We start from the raw sequence: 22481 nt of genomic DNA on the forward strand, positions 1-22481 counted from the left end.
CATACAGCAAGCAAACGAAGCGCAAAAAATAGAGCAGAACAATATTTTTGTTGCTTCACTTACGACCTTGGAACAAGAACTGCATCAACTTAAATGTTCACCATCTTGGCGTTTGACTGCCCCACTCCGGAAAGCACTGTCCTTATTAGGTCTAGGCACAACAATAAGCGAATCTAACATGCTCGCTTTTATAAATATTAACTCTGAAACTCAAGAAGAAAGATCTGTCATAATGACCAGCGAAAACACTCAAGCAACGGTTAGTTCATTGGGTCAACTCCTATCTGTTCATGATGAACAGTTTGTACATCTGGCTTATCAAAGTATCTTAGGAAGGCGTCCTGACCACGATGGTTTTAAATATTACTTATTACGCTTAAGGGGTGGTGTAAGTAAACTTGAAATCATTTCACAGTTATATTTAAGTGCTGAAGGAAAATCGCGTAAAGTTTCAATGACTGGTTTAGATGTTGCCATTAAGAAATACAAGCAATCTAAACTCCCAATTTGGGGAGCATTGTTAAGATTTCTAGGTTTCAAAGAAATAGAAAGTACTGAGAAAAAACTTAGAGTGCTGGAGAACGCGCTTTATCTTTACAATAAAAGTGTTCAAAAAAAACTATCTGAATTCAGTATACGCGACAATCAATTGCAAGAAACAACACTCAGTGAAAGTGAGGAAGCTTACAATTTAAAAGGTAATGATATTGTAGGCTACACTCATGACTTTACCCCATATGACCCTATCGGTGATAGATATAAAAACACACTAGCGGAGGTTAAGTTGCGTTTTAGTGACACTGATATCAACATTAAAACTAACTCTAACAAAATTAAAATTTCCTTAGTTATGCCTGTGTATAAGGTGCCCATTCATTTTCTAAAAAAAGCCATTTACTCAATACAGTCACAAAGTTATGCAAACTGGGAGTTGTGTATTGTTGACGATGGATCTAATGACAAAAAATTAGCAGAATTTTTACATAATGTAGCATCAATGGACAAAAGAATAAAAATTCAAATATTAAATAAAAACAACGGGATATCATCTGCAACAAATGAGGCCATATCAATGACCACGGGTCACTATATTGGTTTTATAGACAATGATGACATATTAACAAGAGATGCTTTAGCACATGTTGCAAATGTAATTGATGAGTATCCAGAAGTGGATCTAGTCTACTCAGATGAAGCAAAAATCGATGAAGATGACAATCCCATCGAATTATTTACTAAACCAGATTGGAGTCCTAGCACGTTATTCAACTGTATGTACGTAGGGCACTTTTCGGTATACAAAGGCGCAATTGTGAAGGAGTTAGGCGGGCTAAGGTCTGAATATGATTTCTCACAAGATTATGATTTCACACTAAGAGCCTCGGAGTTAGTGGAACTAGTCCATCATATTCCAAAAGTACTTTATGGATGGCGAATGATTTCTGGTTCAGGTGCTCAGGGAGATAAGCCTTACGCAAGAGTGTCCAACATCGCAGCATTGCAAGATGCTTTAGATCGTAGAGGCTTAAAGGGTAAGGTTATACCTGAACCTGCAGCTAACAGATTTATTGCTGACTCTTCAAACTTCACGGAAAAAGTTTCTTTGATAATTCCTTCAGACAACTTTGAAAACATAACCCAAAGCATAAAATCAATAGTGGATAATTCACTTTATTCTAACTATGAAATAATAGTTGTTACAAACTCAAAGATTATTCAGAAATTAAAAAAAGTAGATTTAGCCGACAAACTTATTTTAGTTGCATATGATGGTACTTTCAATTTTTCTACCAAGTGTAATTTAGGTGCAGTAGAGGCTACTGGAGAAATAATTGTATTTTTTAATGATGACGTTAGGGTTGTTTCAAAGGATTGGATTGAAAGACTCCTTGAAGGTTTTTTGCATAAAAATGTAGGTATTGTAGGTCCTAAACTTTTATATGAAAACTATCTGATACAACATGCAGGTATGGTTACAGGTGTTAGAGGTTTAGTTGGTACTGCTTTCCACTGCCTGCCTCATGAAACCCATCAGCATTTTGGTGCTGCTTTGTGGTTAAGGGAAGTTTCATTGATATGTGGAGCTTGTCTTGCGATCAGGAAAGACATTTTTGAACAAATTAATGGATTTGATGATGTTAATGCAGGGATAGCTCATTCAGATGTTGATTTATGTTTTAAAGTGCGTGAGGCTGGCTATACTTGTTTGTATACACCGCATGCAACCCTAATTCATATTGGACATTTATCAATCGCTGAAGCAGAAAAAGCTGAAGCAAAGGAAAAATTACCTCCTAAAAAAGACAAGTCTGATATTTATTTGCTGAGGCGTTGGGGGAAATTTACATCATATGATCCGTACTTTCCACCAGCCATGCGAGACATTCTTTATCATGACTCTCCTGAAAAGTGGAATTTATTTGCGGATGTAGATCCTGCCCCTGTGGGAGGTAAAGACTACCTGTTAATTTCACATGACCTTACAGGCAGTGGCGCACCTCGTATAGTCTATGAAATGGCTCGAACTTTGAAGCTCGCTGGTAACTTTGTCGTGGTAGCGTCTCCGTCAGATGGAGAGTACAGGGAAAAATTAAATGAGTTAAATATTCCAGTCATTATTGATGAGTTAACTCTCAGACAACACAATTCATTAGAAAAACTTGCTAAAAACTTTGATATTGTAATAGCGAATACGATTGTTAGTTGGCCTGCAGTAAAGCAATTAAGCAGTCTAGTAGAAACCTATTGGTATATTCATGAAATCTCCTTAGTTACACATTTGTTAAATGTAGAGCCTGAAATAAAAAATATTTTTAAATTACCAAAACAAATTTGGGTAGGTAGTCCTCATGCTGGTGATTTAATAAAACAATTTAGATCTAACATAAGGGTTTTAAAGTACGGAGTTGATCCAATAACGCCAACTATAGAGAGTTCAATTGAATACCCCTTAAGAGTTTCTGTTTTCGGCTCATACGAGCCAAGAAAAGGGCAGGACTTGGCGATACAAGGGTATGGATTATTAGAAAAGTCATATCAGGAAAAAATAAAACTTAACTTCTACGGCAGAGTTCTTGATCATTCAATTTACGACTTTGTTAAACAAGAATCTGTTAAATATCCAAATGTAGGTGTACATGAAAGTCTAGAATACAATGAATATTTGGAAACACTATTAAAGTCTGATGCCGTTTTAGTGGCATCTAGAGATGATACTTTACCATTTGTCTCAATCGATGCTTTAGGTGCTGGTAAAGTTTTATTATGCACAAGCACTACAGGGACATCTTTGTACATAGAAAATGGAGTGTCTGGATTTGTACTTAACCTCCCAGATCCTAAAAGTATAGCTAAAGGACTTACCAAGCTTGTTGATCAGTATGAATCATTGCCTTCGATTATGCGGAGTGGGAGAGCAGTATTCGATAAAGAGTTCTCATTTGATGCTTTCTCAAAAGCATTATTGTCACAAGGAGGCTAGTTAATTTGTTGTTAATGTGAAGACTGTAATTGATGATTATAATTGTTGTAGCCATTATGATTTGTCTGACCATTTACAGTCATTAATAATCAAAAGAAAAAATATGAATATATTAATATTTGGGGGTGGTGGATTTATAGGCTCGGCCATAGTTGATAGGTTGTTACTAGATGGTCACGAATTAACGGTATTTGAACGTCCACGTGTTGAGTCTTTTAGGCCTTTTAACAACACAGAGAAAGTCACGTGGGTTACTGGCGACATCCTTAGTCAAAATGATATATCTAATGCTATGCAAAATATTGAGTTGGTTATACACCTTGTTTCTACCACCTTACCGAAAAGCTCAAATGAGGATCCTATTTATGACGTACAAAGCAATTTAGTTGGGACCCTTCAGATTTTAAATACAATGTGTAACATGGGTATAAAGCGTATCGTATTCATTTCGTCTGGTGGGACCGTTTATGGTCCGCCAGAATATACACCAATCGATGAAAAACATCAGTGCCGACCTCAAGTCTCCTATGGAATTACCAAGCAAGCAATTGAAAACTATCTACTTTTATATAAAAAAACCCATAGCATACAGCCAATTATCTTAAGAGTTTCAAATCCTTATGGAAAAAGACAGCGAGTAGAAACAGCTCAGGGTGCAGCTTCTGTTTTTATAAATAGAGCAGTAAGACAAATGCCAATTGAGATTTGGGGTGATGGGTCAATAACAAGAGACTTTATTTATATTGATGATGTTGCTGAGGCTTTTAGTTTGGCAGTGAATTACAGTGGGATATATGATATTTTTAATATTAGCAGTGGAGTCGGAACAAGTCTGAATGAACTCATGGTTGAGATTGAATCCACATTGAATTGTAAAGTTGACAAGCATTATAAAGCTGCTCGTATGTGTGATGTTCCAGTCAGCGTTCTTAGTAATCAACTTGCTTATCAAGAGCTTGGTTGGCAACCTAAAGTTTCACTGAGAATGGGTATTGAATACACGGCTAAGTGGATGAGACAGCAACTGTCATAGTTTTAAGTTGAAAATGATAATAGAATGATTGTAAGAGCACGTTATGCTCAATATCGAAATCAAGTTCAATCTAAGCTAACTCCTTTGCCGAATTGGGGTCAGACGCTAGAGAAGCTTCTATTTTTACTACCGCGTAAGTGGGTACCTATTGCTTTGCACCCAGCTTCAGAGATGCAAGCTGTGGATGAGGTTGTAGGGGAGTGGTTATCTACTGGCGATGCGCCTTGTTTTGATGTTCAAAGCTCAGTAGTCTTTAAAGCTGGTTGGTATTATCTTGAGGTGGTAGTTGTACGTCATGGTAGTGGCTGTAATACCAAGCTTTTTTGGGATAATGGGCTTGGGTTTAGTGATGAGAATGCAATTTCTATTCCATCTAGTAGAAGGGGTGATGTTCGAGAGGTCGTTTATCTGCCCAGGGGTATTGTTGGTATGCGGTGGAGTCCATCTAGCGCTATCGGTTATATAAAGCAAAGCCCTTTGCTTGTTCACCGCATTACTTGGCTTGAGTCTGCGTATAGGCGCTCGGCTAGGGTGTTGATTGATTTTTTTCGGTCAAAAGAGAAATTATCAGCAAGTAAAAAGTTAATAAAGTTTTTCAGTTTGCTTATTCATTTGCAGCAGTCGTATCTAGAGAGTGCAAGTCGTCGTTTGGCTAAACTTGGTGGTGTTAGCTACCGAGCATTTATTAACGCAAGAGATACGCTAAGTACTGATGATGTTGAGTCTATCAAAACACATATAAATACTCTACTATATAAGCCGCTTATTTCTATTGTGATGCCTATTTATGACCCCCCTCTAGATTTTTTACGGCAGGCTTTAGATTCGGTATTGGCACAACATTATCCTTATTGGGAGTTGTGCATTGCTGATGACGCCTCTAGTGATTCTGCTGTTAAGCCGTTGCTTGAAGAGTATGCTCGGCGAGATAGTAGATTTAAAATTACTTACCGCGAAACCAATGGTCACATTTCACTCGCTTCTAACTCGGCCTTGGCGTTGGCAACAGGTGAGTTTGTTGCTTTGATGGATCAAGATGATTTATTGCCAGCGCATGCTTTATATCATGTGGCGCTCGAAATTAATCACCATCCTAATGTTGAGCTTATTTATTCCGATGAAGATAAAGTGGATGAGTGGGGTGTTCGCTCTGATCCTTATTTCAAATCAGATTGGAATTTAGATTTATTTTATTCACAAAATTTTTTTAATCATTTGGGCGTATATAAAAAAAGTCTTTTGGATGCAATAGGTGGTTTTCGAGCTGGGTTCGAAGGTTCGCAAGATTATGATTTAGTATTGCGATGTGTTGCTAAAGTAGAGTCAAAAAATATCCGCCACATTGCGCGCGTGCTTTACCATTGGCGGATGCATGAAAACTCTACTGCGCAATCAGTTGGTAATAAAAGTTATGCGCACATTGCAGGTTTAAAGGCTCTAGCTGAGCATGTTTCAATATTTGGCGCTACGGTAGTAGATGGGCCGTTTTCGGGTAGTTACCATGTTCAGCACCCCAAACCAGTACCCGAACCACTCGTCAGTTTAATTATTCCTACACGAGATCATGTCAGTATTTTAAGAGCATGTATTGAAAGCATCTGCAATAAAACTCATTATACCAATTGGGAAATTTTAATTGTAGATAATCAATCTGAGCAGCTTGCTACACATCAATATTTTGCAACATTGGTAAAAGATAAAAGAATTAAAATTCTTAAATTTGATGCGCCGTTTAATTATTCGGCCATTAACAACTTTGCGGTTGCTCATGCCAATGGTGAAATATTAGGTTTTATCAATAATGACGTAGAGGTGATTACACCGCAATGGCTAGATGAAATGGTCGCACATGTGGTACGCGCAGATATTGGCGCTGTGGGGGCTAGGTTGTTGTACCCTGATGATACAGTGCAACATGCTGGAGTAATACTTGGCATTGGGGGCTTGGCTAACCATGCACATCTTAATGTAGATAAAAATGAGGTCGGCTATTTTGGACGCGCAAAATTAACACAAAATTATTCTGCCGTCACTGGCGCTTGTTTGTTGATGCGAAAGTCAGTTTTTATTCAAGCTGGAATGTTTGATGCGCAGAACCTACCTGTTGCGTTTAATGATGTAGATTTATGCTTGAAAGTGAGTGAGTTAGGTTATAGAAACGTTTATTGTGCCACAGCTGAGCTGTATCACCATGAGTCAAAAAGCCGTGGTTTTGAAGACACCCCAGAAAAACGCAGTAGAGCGAAAAAAGAAGAGGCTTACATGAAGCAGAAATGGGGTGAACTGCTGCAAAATGATCCTTTTTATAACCCTAATTTAAGCCGTGATTCAGCAAATTTTCATTTGGGATGATGATATTCTGTTTTGTATATTTGTATATTTGTAAGTTTTTTACAAGCCAAGTAATAGTTTGATTGCGTTTACCTGATGGAGTTAAAAATTCATTTTAACTCCCCTCACAAGTTATAATGCCAAGTGATTTTTGTAATAATATTTTTATATTGATATTTTGTTGGAGTATTTGAAGTGCGTGAAAAATTAAAATTGGTTGCTTTTCTTTTGCCTTTGCTTGTTCTTAACGGCTGCGCTTCATACCCCAATTGGATTCCTTCTTCTGGCGCAAGTAAAGCGCAAGTAGAAAGTGTTAAAAGTAATGTTCAGGTTGAATCTCCAATCCAAGTGGTGAATGTAACCGATGCAGTTGCACGCCGTATATTGGCAAATCAATCAAAAGGCTTATTTTCAGACACGTTGGGTGCTGATGCTGTTCCGCGTTACGTAGTGGGAGCGGGGGACGTGCTAACGGTTTCTATTTGGGAGGCTCCGCCAGCAGCACTTTTTGGTACAGCAATGACGGATGCTCGCGCAGGTATTGCAACCACTCGCGCGACAGATTTTCCAGAGCAAATGGTGAATAGTGATGGCATTATTAATATTCCATTTGCTGGGAGTATTCCGTGTGCTGGCAAAACTCTGCATCAAATTGAATCTGAAATTGTTAATCGGCTGACGGGTAAAGCTAATAAGCCTCAGGTGTTGGTACGTGTGGTTAAAAATGCGACTTCAAATGTAACGGTGGTAGGTGAGGTTGCTTTAAGCACACGCGTTGCGCTAACACCTAAGGGTGAGCGTCTGTTAGATGCTTTAGCGGCAGCTGGTGGTGTGCGGCAGCCTATTAACAAAATGACATTGCAGATTACGCGTGGTGATTTGGTGCAAACAATGCCTTTGGAATCGATTATTAAAGATCCCAAACAAAATGTGGTGTTGCATCCTGGTGATGTGATTACCGCTTTGTTTCAGCCTTTGAGTTTTACTGCATTGGGCGCTGCTGGTAAAAATGAAGAGGTGAATTTTGAGGCGACAGGGATTACGCTAGTGCAGGCTTTGGGTCGCGTTGGAGGGCTGCAAGATAGCCGTGCTGATGCAAAAGGCGTATTTATTTTTAGGCTGGAAGATCCACAAAACCTTGGTGCAAAAGATAAAGAGAGATCTACATTAATGACGCCTGAAGGTAAGATTCCTGTAGTTTATCAGGTGGATATGAAAGACCCTGGTACATTTTTTGTGGCACAAAGCTTTCCTATGCGTAACAAAGATGTGATGTATGTTTCAAATGCATCAGGTGCAGAGTTGCAGAAGTTTCTTAATTTAGTCACTACAGTAGTTTACCCAGCAATCGGTATTTTCAATGCAGCAAAATAGAAGTTGAAAGGTGCAACGTGTTGTGCTAATTGATGTTACTCGCCTTGTGGGGCGCCTGCTAGATGGACGTTTACCTACTGGCGTTGATCGGGTTTCTTTAGAATATGTTCGACACTTTTATGGTAGATCCCAAGCAATTGTTCGCTACAGAGGGCGTTGGCTTGAGCTCACTTTAACCGATTCGCGTAGAGTGTTTGATGTACTTTTGAGCCCAACACCACCTTTCAAATTGCGCATTCGTATTTTGATTACTAAAGCCTGGTGGTTGAACTTTTTACCTGCTCGTCACCAGCAGAAACTCTTGCTTGAAACTGGCCATCATGGCCTAGAGCAATCAGGTTATTTGAAACAATTAAGTAAGCTTGAATTACGCCCTATCTTTTTTATTCATGATTTAATTCCACTAATACACCCAGAGTATTGTCGAGAAGGCGAGGCTGAGCGACATCGCGTTAGAATGGATACGGCGCTCCAATTTGGGCATGGGGTTGTGGTTAATTCCCAAGCAACCTTAAGTGACCTTAGCACTTATGCTAAGAATACTAAGCAAAGTATGCCGCCCATGGTAGCTGCCAAATTAGCGGCAGCAGTACTTCCAGGGCCAAGTGTTATATCACTGATTGATGCGCCATACTTTGTTATGCTTGGCACTATTGAACCACGTAAAAATCATTGGATGATATTACAAGTTTGGCGCCGCTTAATTGAACAGCTTGGGTCGGCCGCACCAAAATTGGTGATAATTGGTCAGCGGGGTTGGGATTGTGAAAATGTAGTGGATTTGCTGGACCGTTGTGAAATTTTACGTGATTTTGTGTTAGAACGCCCAGCATGTTCCGATGCGGATTTAGCCACTTACCTATGCCATGCTCAGGCACTGTTGTTTCCTTCTTTTTCTGAAGGTTATGGCATGCCGTTGGTAGAATCGCTGGCATTGGGTACTCCAGTAATTGCAAGTGACCTTGATGTGTTTCACGAGATTGCAGGAGAAATCCCTGATTATCTTGATCCTTTGGATGGACTGGGTTGGCTGGCAAAAATTCAGGAGTTTTCGTTACCAAATAGCGTTTTACGTTTAGATCAGCTTGATCGCATTAAAGCATTTGAGGCGCCGAGCTGGACAACGCATTTTGAGATAGTCGATAAATTTATTAATGGGATTTCTTAATTTTTATAAATTATGACGAATGAAAAAAATATTAGTTGGCACAAATCTTTAGTGACTAAGGTTCAGCGCGAACAAATGAACGATCATCGTGGCGCTATTCTTTGGTTTACTGGTTTGTCTGGAGCTGGAAAATCTACGCTGGCACATGCTCTGGAGCGTGCACTTTACGAAAGTGGTTGTCGTACCTATGTGTTTGATGGCGATAATGTAAGACATGGTCTATGCGCAGATTTGGGGTTTTCTGCCGAGGATCGTACCGAGAATATTCGGAGAATCGGAGAAATGGCCAAGCTTTTTACCGAAGCTGGCGTAATTGCGCTCACGGCCTTTATCTCGCCTTATCGTGCTGATCGAGACAAGGTGCGTGCTCTGGTTGCCCCAGAAGACTTTATTGAGATATATTGCCATTGCCCGTTAGAAACCTGTGAACAACGCGATGTAAAAGGGCTTTATGCTAAAGCACGTCAAGGATTGATTAAAAATTTTACTGGGATTTCTTCTCCTTATGAAGCGCCAGAGAACCCAGAGCTATTAATTAACACAGGCAAGTTAACGCTAGATAAATGTGTGGATATGGTGCTGTCATTGTTGCGTGAGCGCGGCATTATTCCTGATGTGCATACCAACCTTGGTGAGTAGTTCTTTGATACACCAGTTACCAGCCCAAGTATTTGCTTATGGTTTCTCTATCAGAAAGCGAGCAATTGTCCGCCGTTTTATGGGGGATGTGAAGGTATGCTTTGTTTGGTTTGGTAAATCAATCCCGGCAGGATCAACAGTGTTGCTTTGGGGTAGCGCAGAGCCACCTACAACAATGTCACCCAGTGTGAAAATTATCCGACTAGAAGATGGTTTTTTGCGCTCTGTAGGGCTAGGGGCCGATCTCGTGCATCCAATCTCTTGGGTAATGGATAGTCGCGGAATTTATTATGATGCTACTCATCCGTCAGATTTAGAACACTTATTGGCGACATCTGAGTTTGACGAAGTTATTTTAGAGCGTGCAGCGTACTTGCGTGAGCGCATTGTTGGGGCTGGCCTCACTAAATATAACGTTGGCGGAGGCTATTGGCAAAGACCTACTGGAACTAAAAGAGTGATTTTAGTGCCAGGGCAAGTGGAATCAGATGCTTCTATTCGATTTGGGGCACCTGGCATTCGAACCAATCTAGGCTTACTGCAAGCAGTACGTGAAGAAAACCCCCAGGCATTTATCCTATACAAACCTCATCCTGACGTAGTGGCAGGGTTACGTAAGCAGGGCGCTGGTGAAGATGACTCGGTTAAATGGTGTGATCAAGTAGTGGTTGATTTTGCAATGGCTGATTTACTCAAAGAGGTTGACGAAGTGCATGCCCTAACGTCACTTACAGGTTTTGAAGCACTATTGCGTGGCAAGAAGGTGGTATGTTATGGTCAGCCTTTTTATGCGGGTTGGGGACTTACTGAAGATAAAATTCCAATTGACCGTCGGGTAAAAAGATTGAGTCTAGATTCCTTAGTAGCGGCTACACTTATACTTTACCCAACTTATGTCAGCTTAAAAAACGCTACCGTCATAACCCCAGAGCAAGCTTTGGATGAGCTGCTTGAATGGCGGGGATGCGTAAATAAACCTATAACTTTGTGGCGTAAATTAGTTAGATTTTTTTTGAGGCAACGAGCTTATTGAATGTTTATTGATGAAAACTTGGCTGCAGTATTTCACAATACACCGATAGCAATCCTCCACATGCCTTGTTTTTTTCTAGCTATGCAACATCAGCCAACAGGCTTTCATACGGAATATGCAGGCCATCGTGCAGGCGTTTCACCATTCTGATACTTAAAGGACGTTTGTAATTAAGTATCTCAGATACACGTCCGCTAGAACCTATGTAAGGCTCTAGATCGCTTGGTGTGAGTGCTTGTTGATCCATTCTGAATCGAATGGCATTAATAGCACCAGGCGGACTGATAGGATAGTGCTTATTCTCATAGGCTTCGATTAACGTCACCAAAACTTCCATTTCATCTGCTTCAGCACTACCTACCTCCGCCTGAAAAACGTGCTCAAGATGAAGGAATGCCGCATGTAAGTCATCATCATTACGAATGGGTTTAATATTCATTTACTGTCTCCACATTAATTTTATCGTACTGCGCATGGGTGCCTATGAACTTTACCCAAGCAATACCAGCTCTGTACTGGAACTCAACAACCAAGCGGTACTTGTTGCCTCCGATGTTAAATACAATGCGGTTGCTACCACAGACACTCGCATTAGCGTATTGATCTTTTACCGCCTGTGGTGACGCCCATGTTGAATTGACTGCTTCCTCGTGCCAGCTTTCTAGTGGTCGTTGCGCATCGCCATAAGCAGGTTGTTCCCAGAACTTTTTTAACGTGCTTTTTGCGATAACCCGCATAATTTATAAGTTCTCCCAATTTGGGATAATTATAGGCCAGTAACTTTTATATAGCAATGGGTTATGGCATTGCTTGCGTAAAATTAATACTTAGTTCTCGTGGATGTTATATGTGTCGTTTGTTAGCGATGGCGTTAAGTAAGGAGTCTTGCATAGTATGATTCTGCCTATAATCAAATTAATATCAAGCTTAAAAATCCTCAATGGGCTTTATAACTAAATTTCAGACTAGGCCTATGAACGGCGATCCCTAACTAATTATTCCATCTGACGGACTGGGGTTGTAGCTGAACTCAGAACTTTGTTCAATCAACTATCCATGCTACGATGACTTTATCGCTTATGTAGTATGGTATCTAAAGGCAGGATGGAGATTGTCATACATTTTGACTTCGTCAAAAATATTCCAATCTCATAAGATATGTTCGGCGACTTCGTCTTCTCACATATTTTACCTGTCCTGCTGGAAGCGGATTACCCAATACAGTGGGTTAATTTAAAAGGATTGTCAGTATGGCTAATAATAAAAATGAGGTTGATCGTGCAACGAAAGTGATTACTTTTAGAGTGACTCAAAGTGAGTTTGATCGAGTGAATAAAATGGCTGATGCAGGTGGCATTTCAGTGAGCAAACTCATGAGAGCCGCCTACACTGGAAATACGATTCGCAGCAGATCGGATGAAAAAGCAATCAGTGAGTTACGACGTCAAGGTGGATTGCTAAAACACATATTAGTGTTAAATAAAGATGGTGCGACTATAAATAAATTAACACCAGAGATAGTTAAATCACTTGAGGCGTTAATTCCGCAGATGCAAAAAACGATATTAAATATTGCTGCGGAGTGACGATCATGTCAGCTGTCATTAAAGAAATTGCAAACAAAAACACTGGTAGGATAGGTTTAAAAAACCTTTTGGATTACCTTGAAAAACCCGAGGCAAAGCAAGAGCACGGATACGAAGCGGGGAAAGAAAAAGCCTTCGATGTGTGGCATGAAAATGCCTTTTCAAATGAAACTGCTGATATAGAAATGATGGCGTTGGCTGAATCAAATGCACTTTCTCGCATACCGTTTCGCCACTATGTTATTTCATTCAGCGAAGGTGAAGAACCTAATCGTGAGCAAGCCTACCAAGCTGTAAAAATGTTGCTGGATGAGTTAGATTTAGCGCGTGCTCTGGTTAAATGTGCAATGCATTATGATCAGGATAACACGCATATTCATGTCGCAATCATCATGAATAATCCAATCACAGAAAAATCCTTTCCACTCAAATTTCAAAAAGAATCCTCACAGCGTGCCGTTGCAAAAATCAACTATATTCAAGGTTGGGAAAAGGATGCTGGCCAGCGGTATATCATAGACAGTGATGGCGCATGTGTGCGTTCTGGCGATGCAAATATCCCATCGTTAAAAGGTAGGGAAGTTGAAGTTTTTAGCGGGCAAAGAAGTGCTTCAGATATTGCGCGCGATGCAATTACCGACGTACTGAAAGATAAGAATATTAAGTGTTGGGATGATCTACATGCGGTACTTGCATCACAGGGTGTCACCTATGAAAAGAAAGGCTCTGGTGCGACTATTGATGTTAGACAGGGTGATGAAATTATTAAGGTTAAGGCATCAACGGCTAATAGATCTGCCGCGTTGGGAAAGATGGAATCGCGCTTCGGTGCGTATGAAAAATCTACCCATCCAATATCAGCGCGCAAGGTAGAGCCCATGAAAGGAATGGCACCTGGCGCCAAGGAAGTGTGGCATCAATATAACGCTGAGAAAGTAAGTCACAGGGGGTATAAAAAGAATAAAACTGACGAGCTGCGCGCAAAGCATCAAGCTGACTTTTCGTTGTTGATGGAGACGCATAAGCAGGCGCGCGAAAAGCTTAATGCCTCAAGACCCGATTGGAAAGGTAATGGATCTGCATTAAATGCTTTGCGGTCAGTCTTGGCGCATGAGCATGCATCTCAAAAGGAATTGATGAAACATGCGCACAGTATTGAGCGTCAATTATTAAAGATGGAGTTAAGCATCCAGACTGCACATCCAGGTAAGTTTGGGGACTACGTACGTGATAGGTCTGAAGATTTGCACCAACTGCATACTACTTGGCGTGTTGCGCCTAACAACATCGCCCTGCGACAAGGTGATGGTGATAATGGCGTTAAAACATCGGACCTAGGCGCACTTTTTGTTCCAGTAAAGCATGGTATTAGCGCATATGAAGCCGAAATGACTACTCATGATGTCAATGTGAGGTCTACGACAGGACATGTGCGTTCGGTAAAAGAGACCATCGTTAACTACAAGAATAATGATTCAGGTGATATCGATTTTGTGGATAGCGGTAGAAAAATATCATTGCTGAAAGAGCGTGATCAATCAATAAAAGCAATGATCCAGCTTTCATCTCAAAAGTGGAAGACATTTCAATTGACGGGCAGCGATGAATTTAAACGCAGGGCAGTTGATGTCGCGATCAAGCTGGGTGTGGCAAATAAAATCACGAACCCAGATCTACAGGCGTATATCATCGACCAGCAAGATAAATCCAAAGGCGCAATGCTGGGGCATGTAACAGCCTCTGCATCTGCCAAAATAGATGCGCCTTCACCTAAGTCTTGGAATAAAGCTATTGAGAAGCCTAGGCTCAATTTGAAACACGTTGAAGTGCCAGTGTTTGATGTGGACGATGTTAAATCTAAGATGGAACTAGCGCACGAAGCGTATGCCAATATCAGTAATGAAATTGGTGACAATGCAGGCAATCAAAGCAGGAAAGATCTCATGATTGCCAATGTGATGCATGAAATCGGGTATAAGCGCACTGCGATTGTCGATGCTATCAAAGTGCTTAGTGACAACAGCAAAGACCATAAAGTGCATGAGAATTATGCGGAGAAGCTTGCTGATCATGCGCAGTCAGTAAAAGGCATTACTCTTAGACATGAGAATCGTCAACAGATTGATGAAGTCAGAACTAGTGTTGGAAAGGTACGCGGCTCTGACTTTCCCTTCTAGAGAGTGCTTTGTCACTTTTCGGCATTAAAGCGCCACTGATTTTTGGCGTAATGGTGCCACTAAAAGTAGCTTAAAACGGGGTTCAAATGTTAGTTAAAAATGACTGATTTTGGCTCCTTTAGTAGTGGATTATTTGATGAATTCTGTCATTGTTTTTGGTGTGTGGTAACTCAATATTTGTTTGAAATTGATGGGGAATTTATTGGTATTTCTAATGCGTCGAAAAGTGATTGACAACATTTTGACAACATCTCTCTTAGAGCCGCATGTTATAAGGGTAGAACGCGGGTTCGATTCCCGCCAGCTCCACCATAAAAACAAAAAACCCATTGATTATTCAATGGGTTTTTTGTTTTTTGCTTGTAAGATATTCCGTGTTTACTTTAACTGCCCGATTACGCTGATTATTTAACAGGCTATCTACTGAGCCATCTAGCTCATCTATTTTAAATATTAAGATATAGCGTGCTCAACTTTTTTAGATTTAGAAAACTTAAACGAAGTAATAGGCTCAGGTTTGTGTAATAAATAACCTTGTGCGTAATCTACCCCCAACTCTTTAACGCGTTCAAGGATTTGCTCGTTTTCAACATATTCAGCGACGGTTTTTAACCCAAGTATATTTGCTACATCAATAAAACAGCGAACGGCAGAGTCGTCTAATAAGTCAGTCATCATTGCTTTGATAAATTGACCATCAATTTTTAATATATCGATTTTCAATGTTTTAAGATAACCAAAAGATGAAGCCCCTGCGCCAAAATCATCCAGAGCTATGCGCACACCAAGGTTGCTTAGTTGCTCAATAAACAAAGATGCGTCGGTTAAGTTTGATATGGCTGCCGTTTCAGTAATTTCTAAACAAATACGTTTACATATTTCAGACCCAGCCAGCGCCAAAATTTCTATTGCTTGGCGATGAAAAGCCCGATCGCCAACTGATTGTCCTGATAGGTTAATGCAAATAGTGCTGATGATGCTTAGATCTGCTTGTTGAGTGAGCCACTCAACAGTTTTGGTCAGTACCCAACGATCAATGCGTGAAGCAAGGTGAAAGCGTTCAGATGCGGGGATGAATATGCTAGGAAGCACAATATTTCCTTGCTCATCTTTTAAACGTAATAAAATTTCCGCATGAAGTCCGTCTTTACTATTCGGATTGACAGCTTCAATTCTTTGAACATATAACATGAATTGGTCATTGTCTATGGCTTGCTCAATTCGAGTGGCCCACTGTGAGTCACCCTTGCGGTTATTAATGGCTTGGTCAGTATCAAACCAAGTATGCACACGGTTTCTACCAGCTTCTTTTGCTGCATAGCAAGAGGTATCTGCAGCCTGCATGGCGGCAGCTACACTAGTCCAACGATTGTCTAGTGGAGAAAGGCCAATGCTAGTGCCTATTCTGAAGCGTTTAGCATCATGGATGAAACGGAAGTTATCCATCCGTTCGCAAATTTTCTCAGCCACACGCTGAGCATGTTCGATGTCGCATTGTTCCAAAATAACGCCGAATTCGTCACCACCTAATCGAGCCAATGTATCTCGGTTACGAATAATGTCTTGTAAAATATTGCTCACTTGTTTTAGCAGCATGTCACCTGCTGAGTGCCCACAGGCGTCATTAACTAGCTTAAATTGGTCTAGGTCTATAAACATTAGCGCATGCTGGCTGTTGCTATCATGTGCGCTTTTTAGCACACGGTTAAGCCGTGTTTCAAACTCAGCTCGATTTACCAAGCCGGTTAATGGGTCGTGTGTTGCACGGTGACTCATTTCTTGGCTAATACGGCGTTGTTCTGTTACATCGTGGAACACCAACACCACGCCAACAATTTCATTGTTTTTATTCGTAATTGGCGAGGCTGAATCTTCAATGCCAAATTCTTCACCATTTCGTGATAGTAAAATGGTCTGGTTGGCCAAGCCTGATTTTTTCTTACTTTTAAGGCAAGTGCTAATAGGATTTTCAGCAGGCTTGCGGGTTTCTTCATGCACAATATGAAACACTTGGTCACTACGGCGACTGAGTGCTTCAGAACTCAACCAACCCGTCATTCTCTCTGCCGCTGGGTTAAGCCATGTAATATAGCCTTTTGCGTCAGTAGTAATGACGGCATCCCCAATGGAATTCATTGTCACTTTGAGTAGTTCATGCTGCTCAGCAAGCGCTATACTGAGTTTTCTAATATCAGTAATATCCAAATTAGTACCCAACATGTGCAGTGCACGACCATTTATATCACGTGTAATGATGGATTTTGCCTTGATGTGTCTTACACCACGCTCAGGGCATATTGTACGAAATTCTAAATCGTAGTCTTGCTTGCCTGCGATGGCTTTCTCAAATGCTTGTTGAGTAGTAGCCAAATCATCTGGATGTAACAGTGTTAGCCAAAGCGCTAAATCAAACACAGTAGTCATTTCTTCTAAACCATAAATTTTATACATTGTGCTATCACACACTAATTTATCGTTGACTACATCATAATTCCAGATGCCTACACCGCTACTCTCTGTGGCAATCGTTATGCGTTCATTGGCAGCAACTAGTTGATGTTCTTGTATCTTTCTAGGATTGATATCAGTGTGTGTGCCAAACATCCATTCTGGTTCTCCAGATTCAGTTCTGCTTAAAACGCGGCCACGTGTAGATATCCAAACCCAATCCCCGTTTTTATGCCGCATTCTAATTTCAGATTCGTAAATATCAGTTTCGCCAGCAAAATGCAGATCAAGGAGTTTCGCGCTTTTTGCTAAATCCTCTGGATGTGTAAGGCTGATCCACAGATTAAATAGTTGCTCACCCAACTCTTCTGGGCTATAACCTAAAAGCGTGGCCCATTGATCATTAAAAATGCATTCATTGGTAGCTACATTCCATTGCCATGTTCCAGCATTGGTTGCTTCAATCACATAGGCTAGATTTTCTTTCTCTTTCACTAAGGCTTGCTCAGCTAATTTGCTGGCAGTAATGTCTTGCAGGGTTTCAATTGCTCCAATGATGTTACCTTGAGTATCCAATAACGGGGCTGCATCAAAAATGAGATAACGTTTTTTATTTCCAATGTTTTCAAACCAAGCTTCCGCATGCCAACCATGTTCGACTAAGTTGGATGGGCAATTTGAAGGATAAAGTTGATCAGAGATTGATAGGTTGTTATCTACCAAAATGTCAGCAAGGCAGGGGCGCGGAGTTGGATAGAACCCTTTCCAAGCATATGGTGTACCAATGATAAGGTCGGCCGAAATCTCCGTGAGTATTTCGCATGCATGGTTCCAATGAATGACGTTATGCTTAGCATCTATCATAAACATCGCCACGCTCTGGTTTTCAATGATTTGCTGGATTTGCTGTTTTTGTTCTGAATTGGCTAATTCATTAGCCTTGCGTTTAGAAATGTCACTTCTAATAGAAAGATAGCGCTCTATTTTCCCGTCATTACCTACCAACGGTGAAATGACGCTATCTACCCAATAAAGCGTGCCATCTTTGGCGCGATTACAGATTTCACCACGCCAACTTTTGCCTGCAGTTATAGTTTGATACATTTTAGTAAAGAAAGCGCTCGGGTGTGTACCTGAATTAACAAGCCGATGGTTCTGACCTATCAGCGAAGCTCTGTCATATTGGCTGATACTACAAAATGCATCATTCACTTCAATAATGATTCCGTTGGCATCGGTCATGGACATGATGTATTGCGAGCGTATGGTGTTGAGTAACTCATCCTTGGCACGTTTAGCCGCATTTTCTTCAGTGACATCAATTAATACTGACATGCTGCGAATAGGTTTGCCTTGAGCATCTTTATCCATGACTGATGAGAGTAAAACATCAAATATCTCACCGTTTTTCTTCACTTTTTGATAGGCAATATTTTCGCAACTACCATCAGTCAATAGTTTCGGGATAATCTCACTTGTTGCAAACACAGCATCCTTTGGTGTCATAAACTCTGCAGTATGACGCCCAATCACTTCATCTCTGGTATAGCCATGTTTATCTAGCCAATAGTCGCTAACGCTAACAATTCGACCTTGCGGGTCTATAGATTGCAACATCACTGGAGATAACTCATAAAGCTTACGAACACGCTCTTCGTTATAGGCTAAGCGGTCAATAATACCTTTGCGTTCTGTTACGTCTTCAGTGGAGCCAATGAAGCCGATGATGGCATCATCCTTATCTAGCCATGGTCGAGCTCGACTATGCACAATTCGCACAGAGCCGTCTTTACGGCGAATCTTGAACTCCATATTAAACTCAATGTTACTCTCGGCGCATCGCTGCCACTCATATGAGATGGACTCACGATCATGGTGGTGGAGGTGGCTTCGCCATCCATCACCTAAGCTTTCTTCGAGTGATAAATCAAAAATTTGTTGCCAGCGTGCATTCGTATAAGTGCACTCCCCCAGTGCATTGGTAGAAAATACGCCTAGAGGCGATGTTTCACTTAAAGTTCTAAAGCGAGATTCACTTTCCAAGAGTTTATGTTCAGCTTTTTTTTGTTCACGTAGATCACGGAACACTTTTGATGCACCAATCAAATCGCCATTATGATCAAAAACTGGACTTAAGCTCACCATCACAGGGATATTTACCCCAACGTTATTACAACGAATTGCTTCGTAATGTAAGCCTTCAGGGTGGATTTTTAGGTGGCTTTGAATTGAATTTAATTCGTCTAATTCTGTTTCAGGAATGAATCGGTACATACTTTCACCGATCATTGCAGAGGCAGGAAACCCAAATAGTGCTTCGGCTGCGGGGTTCCAGTGCGTCACAATGCCATTTAAATCAACTGCAGTAAATGGGTCATACGCATTAGTTAGCAATGCATTGATATAAGATGCGTTTGCATAATATGATTGTTCTGCAATGCGGGCGCGACGATCTTCAAGTGCTTTAATTGCAGCTGTGGCCAAGCAGTTTAGAATCTCACGCTGCTTGTCATCTAAACTGTGAGGTTTGCTGTCGATAACACACAATGTCCCGATATTTAGGCCACTAGAAGTTCGAAGTGGAGCACCAGCATAAAACCTAATTTTAGGATCATTAACGACTAAAGGATTGTCTGAAAAGCGTTCATCCTTAGTCGCATCTACAACTTCAAGTAGATCATTTTGATTAATTGCATGTGCACAAAAAGCAAATTCTCGAGGCGTTTCAGTCACACCGGGTAAACCCACGTTAGCCTTAAACCATTGGCGATCCTCATCCACCAAGCTAATAAGAGCAATAGGAACGTTACACACCAGCGATGCTGCTTTCACAATGGCGTCAAACTCTTCCTCAGGGTTTGAATCTAAAACATTCAGTTTCTGAAGTGCTTTTAGGCGACTTTTCTCGTTATCCGGCTTTTTTGCAGCAGGCATGTTAAACCCTCTTGTTGTCTATGGCAGATTTAACTCTTAACTCAGGTTTTAACTCTGCTTGGTTTTATGAAGCTAATAAAAATAAAATGTATTTTAAAATTAAGTTAAATTTTCAATTTAATGAAAAAAAGAACATAAAGGTGTTAGTTCTTATTAACTGTTACTTTTAAGATTAAATTACACAATTTATTAACGGCAACAAATTTGAAAAATTTAATAATTCCATCATGAAAATGAAATTAATTTAAATTTAGTGGTAGAAGTTAGTGCTGTTTCTAGTTTATAAGCGGATTTTTTGAGTGAAAATATTCACATAGATAATTGACTGCTTATTTAAGCATGGCAAAAAATTAAGTTGATGATATCTCTTGTAAGGTGCAGGCGCACTGGTTCTAAGATAAATAATGCTGTCAAATGTATTGAATGATATTTTATTATTTAAAATACTGTGAGCGCCTAGTTTGAATAACTATCTGGCTGAAGTGGGCTGGCTTTTTTTCGTTCTTCTTCGTTGATAAATTTTATGTAGTCGCTATAGCTCATATGAACCAAATCTTCATCAGTTTCTGCTTCTACATCATGTTTCTCAACGTTAATGGGTTGGTTTCTTCCGAGTAAGTTTGATATTTTATAAAAATATGAGTCGAAAAGGTCTTTCATTTTACTGTCCTTGTTTAAATTAAATTGGCTTTAAACAATAATCAGCAAAAGACATGCCACTTAATCTTTTGTGAATTGTATTTTGATTAAGTATATGAATCTACTAGAATTACTTGAAAATTATTAATGATTACCAAGTTGGTAATATCAACTCTTCATGATTTTAATTTAATGTTATTGGCGACTTTTGAACAATACTGTAAATACTATTAACAGTCATAATGTTGAATTTTTGTTGGTGAATGACCAAAAAAAACCGAAGCTATAATTGGGGAAATATAGCCTCGGTACTAAAGACACATACTATGGGAGATAGTGTGTGTGATGTAATGTACCCAATAAATATTTCAAGTAAGTTAAGGATTTGAGAAGGTTTGAAGATCTGGTGATGAAGAGTAGCGATCAATTTAAGTTTTATGTGAGGCTATGTTGTTTATTCACTTACCTTTTAGCCCTAAGGGCAAAAATAAAAAGCCACTTTCGCAAGTGGCTTTTCAGTAAGTAATTTTTGAAATTTAATCTTAATACGATCTATGTTTAGATTTCGATTTGCGTCGCGCTAATGTTTGCGCTGTATGCACTTCTAGTTTCACCAGGCTTACGTGGGAATTTTCTGCGCTCCACTCTGACTGTTGAGCTTTTAAATTCATCAAAGCTAATTTCTGCTACTTGGTAGTCATCATTGATTGCTAAGTTATCAAATATGCTTACTTGCGGCTCATTTTTAACAATCTTGCTTGATTGGCTAATATGACCTGAGTTATGAGAGTTAGCATTCTGAAAACTTGAGTTCGGAAAAGTTGATTGAGTATTTTTAGAAAAAATAAAGTTAAAAATAGATTTCATCATAAGACCTTTCACCGTTTTGTAAATAATGACTGACTTGAATAATGCGATCAGTATATATATCTACAAAAGCAAAAAATATGCCCGCTAGGTAAACTTTTGTTAATTTAATTGTATTCTTTGTCTAACATTATGAATTTAATTGTTTTTTTAATTTTTATGATTGCGTGATGGAGGTGCCGGTAGTGAATATAGCTGAAAGTTGATGAGTAAAAGCGCCTAGTTCTCAACAAGATTGTCGTGATTCAAACGATGCGCCGGCTGCGCTTTTACATTTAGAATAGATTACCTAAATTTAGGGTTTGAAGTTGAGTTGTGAGCGCCTGATTTTAGTAATTCAAAAGACTTAAGTTCGCTCTCCCATTTCATAGTATTTAAATTCAACTCGTTTGCTTGATTGTAGTCATGTATTTTAGAGTCTGCGTTTGCAGGTTTGATTTTATAGGTTTTTGTGTGGGCGCCTTGCGAATTAGTTGATATAGACTTGGTGATTTGAGAATTGTCCGCTATATATTCTAGAGTGTGAATAATGACCTGTGAGCTGATTTCGTCAGTATTTATAACTCCAATATTGCCAGTCTGAGTTAAGTTTTTTGCTGGGTAGGCATAGCTTGCGTCTACATAAAGAGCGCTAATCAATAGGCATTGAATTTGATAAGCCCGTGAAATTAATATTTTTCTTGAAAATTTAATTTTACAACTCCCTAAAGAATTAGGGGCACCTCTAAAAATACGATTTAATCGCACCATGTTAGATAGTGATGCAATTTT

Annotated in this window: 15 protein-coding genes; 9 read left to right on the forward strand and 6 right to left on the reverse strand. The window is 39.8% G+C overall.

Annotated elements, in window-relative coordinates; genetic code table 11:
- The first annotated feature begins 178 nt into the window (after positions 1-178).
- The 7 genes from PSU78_RS05915 (at position 179) to PSU78_RS05945 (ending at position 11059) form a co-directional block, all read left to right on the forward strand.
- Positions 179-3481: a glycosyltransferase gene (locus PSU78_RS05915; protein ID WP_300385659.1), complete on the forward strand. Its 3303-nt coding sequence runs from the start codon at positions 179-181 to the stop codon at positions 3479-3481.
- Positions 3482-3542: 61 nt separating this feature from the next.
- Entirely contained in the window at positions 3543-4514 is a 972-nt protein-coding gene (locus PSU78_RS05920) for an NAD-dependent epimerase/dehydratase family protein (RefSeq protein WP_300385662.1), read from the forward strand.
- A 24-nt stretch (positions 4515-4538) separates the two neighbouring features.
- Entirely contained in the window at positions 4539-6866 is a 2328-nt protein-coding gene (locus tag PSU78_RS05925; RefSeq protein WP_300385665.1) for a glycosyltransferase, read from the forward strand.
- A gap of 174 nt (positions 6867-7040) precedes the next feature.
- Positions 7041-8219, forward strand: a complete 1179-nt coding sequence (locus PSU78_RS05930) for a polysaccharide biosynthesis/export family protein (RefSeq protein ID WP_300385667.1) — start codon at positions 7041-7043, stop codon at positions 8217-8219.
- Positions 8220-8229: 10 nt separating this feature from the next.
- Positions 8230-9387 (forward strand): glycosyltransferase family 1 protein, encoded by a 1158-nt coding sequence (locus tag PSU78_RS05935; RefSeq protein ID WP_300385670.1) that lies wholly within the window; start codon positions 8230-8232, stop codon positions 9385-9387.
- A 12-nt stretch (positions 9388-9399) separates the two neighbouring features.
- Positions 9400-10026: an adenylyl-sulfate kinase gene (gene cysC / locus PSU78_RS05940; protein ID WP_300385673.1), complete on the forward strand. Its 627-nt coding sequence runs from the start codon at positions 9400-9402 to the stop codon at positions 10024-10026.
- Positions 10027-10030: 4 nt separating this feature from the next.
- The gene (locus tag PSU78_RS05945; protein WP_300385676.1) at positions 10031-11059 is read left to right on the forward strand and encodes a hypothetical protein; all 1029 of its coding nucleotides are present in this window, start codon (positions 10031-10033) and stop codon (positions 11057-11059) included.
- Positions 11060-11138: 79 nt separating this feature from the next.
- Here PSU78_RS05945 and PSU78_RS05950 read toward each other — a convergent pair whose 3' ends face one another.
- Positions 11139-11498, reverse strand: a complete 360-nt coding sequence (locus PSU78_RS05950; protein WP_300385679.1) for a transcriptional regulator — start codon at positions 11496-11498, stop codon at positions 11139-11141.
- Entirely contained in the window at positions 11488-11796 is a 309-nt protein-coding gene (locus tag PSU78_RS05955) for a type II toxin-antitoxin system HigB family toxin (protein ID WP_300385682.1), read from the reverse strand. Before PSU78_RS05955 ends, PSU78_RS05950 begins: the two co-directional genes overlap by 11 nt.
- 513 nt (positions 11797-12309) lie before the next feature.
- Here PSU78_RS05955 and PSU78_RS05960 point away from each other — a divergent pair.
- Both PSU78_RS05960 and PSU78_RS05965 read left to right on the forward strand, forming a co-directional pair.
- Positions 12310-12645: a ribbon-helix-helix protein, CopG family gene (locus tag PSU78_RS05960; RefSeq protein ID WP_300385685.1), complete on the forward strand. Its 336-nt coding sequence runs from the start codon at positions 12310-12312 to the stop codon at positions 12643-12645.
- Between the two features lie 5 nt (positions 12646-12650).
- Positions 12651-14822 carry a relaxase/mobilization nuclease domain-containing protein gene (locus PSU78_RS05965; protein WP_300385688.1) on the forward strand — a complete coding sequence of 724 codons (2172 nt, stop codon included), beginning with the start codon at positions 12651-12653 and terminating at the stop codon, positions 14820-14822.
- A gap of 453 nt (positions 14823-15275) precedes the next feature.
- Here PSU78_RS05965 and PSU78_RS05970 read toward each other — a convergent pair whose 3' ends face one another.
- The 4 genes from PSU78_RS05970 to PSU78_RS05985 form a co-directional block, all read right to left on the reverse strand.
- The gene (locus PSU78_RS05970) at positions 15276-20204 is read right to left on the reverse strand and encodes a PAS domain S-box protein (RefSeq protein ID WP_300385691.1); all 4929 of its coding nucleotides are present in this window, start codon (positions 20202-20204) and stop codon (positions 15276-15278) included.
- 456 nt (positions 20205-20660) lie between these two features.
- Positions 20661-20864 (reverse strand): hypothetical protein, encoded by a 204-nt coding sequence (locus tag PSU78_RS05975; RefSeq protein WP_300385694.1) that lies wholly within the window; start codon positions 20862-20864, stop codon positions 20661-20663.
- 537 nt (positions 20865-21401) lie between these two features.
- Entirely contained in the window at positions 21402-21713 is a 312-nt protein-coding gene (locus PSU78_RS05980; protein WP_300385697.1) for a hypothetical protein, read from the reverse strand.
- 282 nt (positions 21714-21995) lie between these two features.
- Positions 21996-22481 (reverse strand): hypothetical protein (locus PSU78_RS05985; protein ID WP_300385701.1); only part of this gene is annotated, 486 nt, incomplete at its 5' end.

It is taken from the genome of Methylotenera sp. (assembly GCF_029945705.1).
In the GTDB taxonomy this organism is placed as follows: Bacteria; Pseudomonadota; Gammaproteobacteria; order Burkholderiales; family Methylophilaceae; genus Methylotenera.

Coding starts and splice junctions, on each gene's coding strand:
- PSU78_RS05950 (WP_300385679.1), bottom strand. CDS start 11,498: ATGAATATTAAACCCATTCGTAATGATGATGACTTACATGCGGCATTC.
- PSU78_RS05955 (WP_300385682.1), bottom strand. CDS start 11,796: ATGCGGGTTATCGCAAAAAGCACGTTAAAAAAGTTCTGGGAACAACCT.
- cysC (WP_300385673.1), top strand. CDS start 9,400: ATGACGAATGAAAAAAATATTAGTTGGCACAAATCTTTAGTGACTAAG.
- PSU78_RS05975 (WP_300385694.1), bottom strand. CDS start 20,864: ATGAAAGACCTTTTCGACTCATATTTTTATAAAATATCAAACTTACTC.
- PSU78_RS05925 (WP_300385665.1), top strand. CDS start 4,539: ATGATTGTAAGAGCACGTTATGCTCAATATCGAAATCAAGTTCAATCT.
- PSU78_RS05915 (WP_300385659.1), top strand. CDS start 179: ATGCTCGCTTTTATAAATATTAACTCTGAAACTCAAGAAGAAAGATCT.
- PSU78_RS05980 (WP_300385697.1), bottom strand. CDS start 21,713: ATGATGAAATCTATTTTTAACTTTATTTTTTCTAAAAATACTCAATCA.
- PSU78_RS05970 (WP_300385691.1), bottom strand. CDS start 20,204: ATGCCTGCTGCAAAAAAGCCGGATAACGAGAAAAGTCGCCTAAAAGCA.
- PSU78_RS05960 (WP_300385685.1), top strand. CDS start 12,310: ATGGCTAATAATAAAAATGAGGTTGATCGTGCAACGAAAGTGATTACT.
- PSU78_RS05965 (WP_300385688.1), top strand. CDS start 12,651: ATGTCAGCTGTCATTAAAGAAATTGCAAACAAAAACACTGGTAGGATA.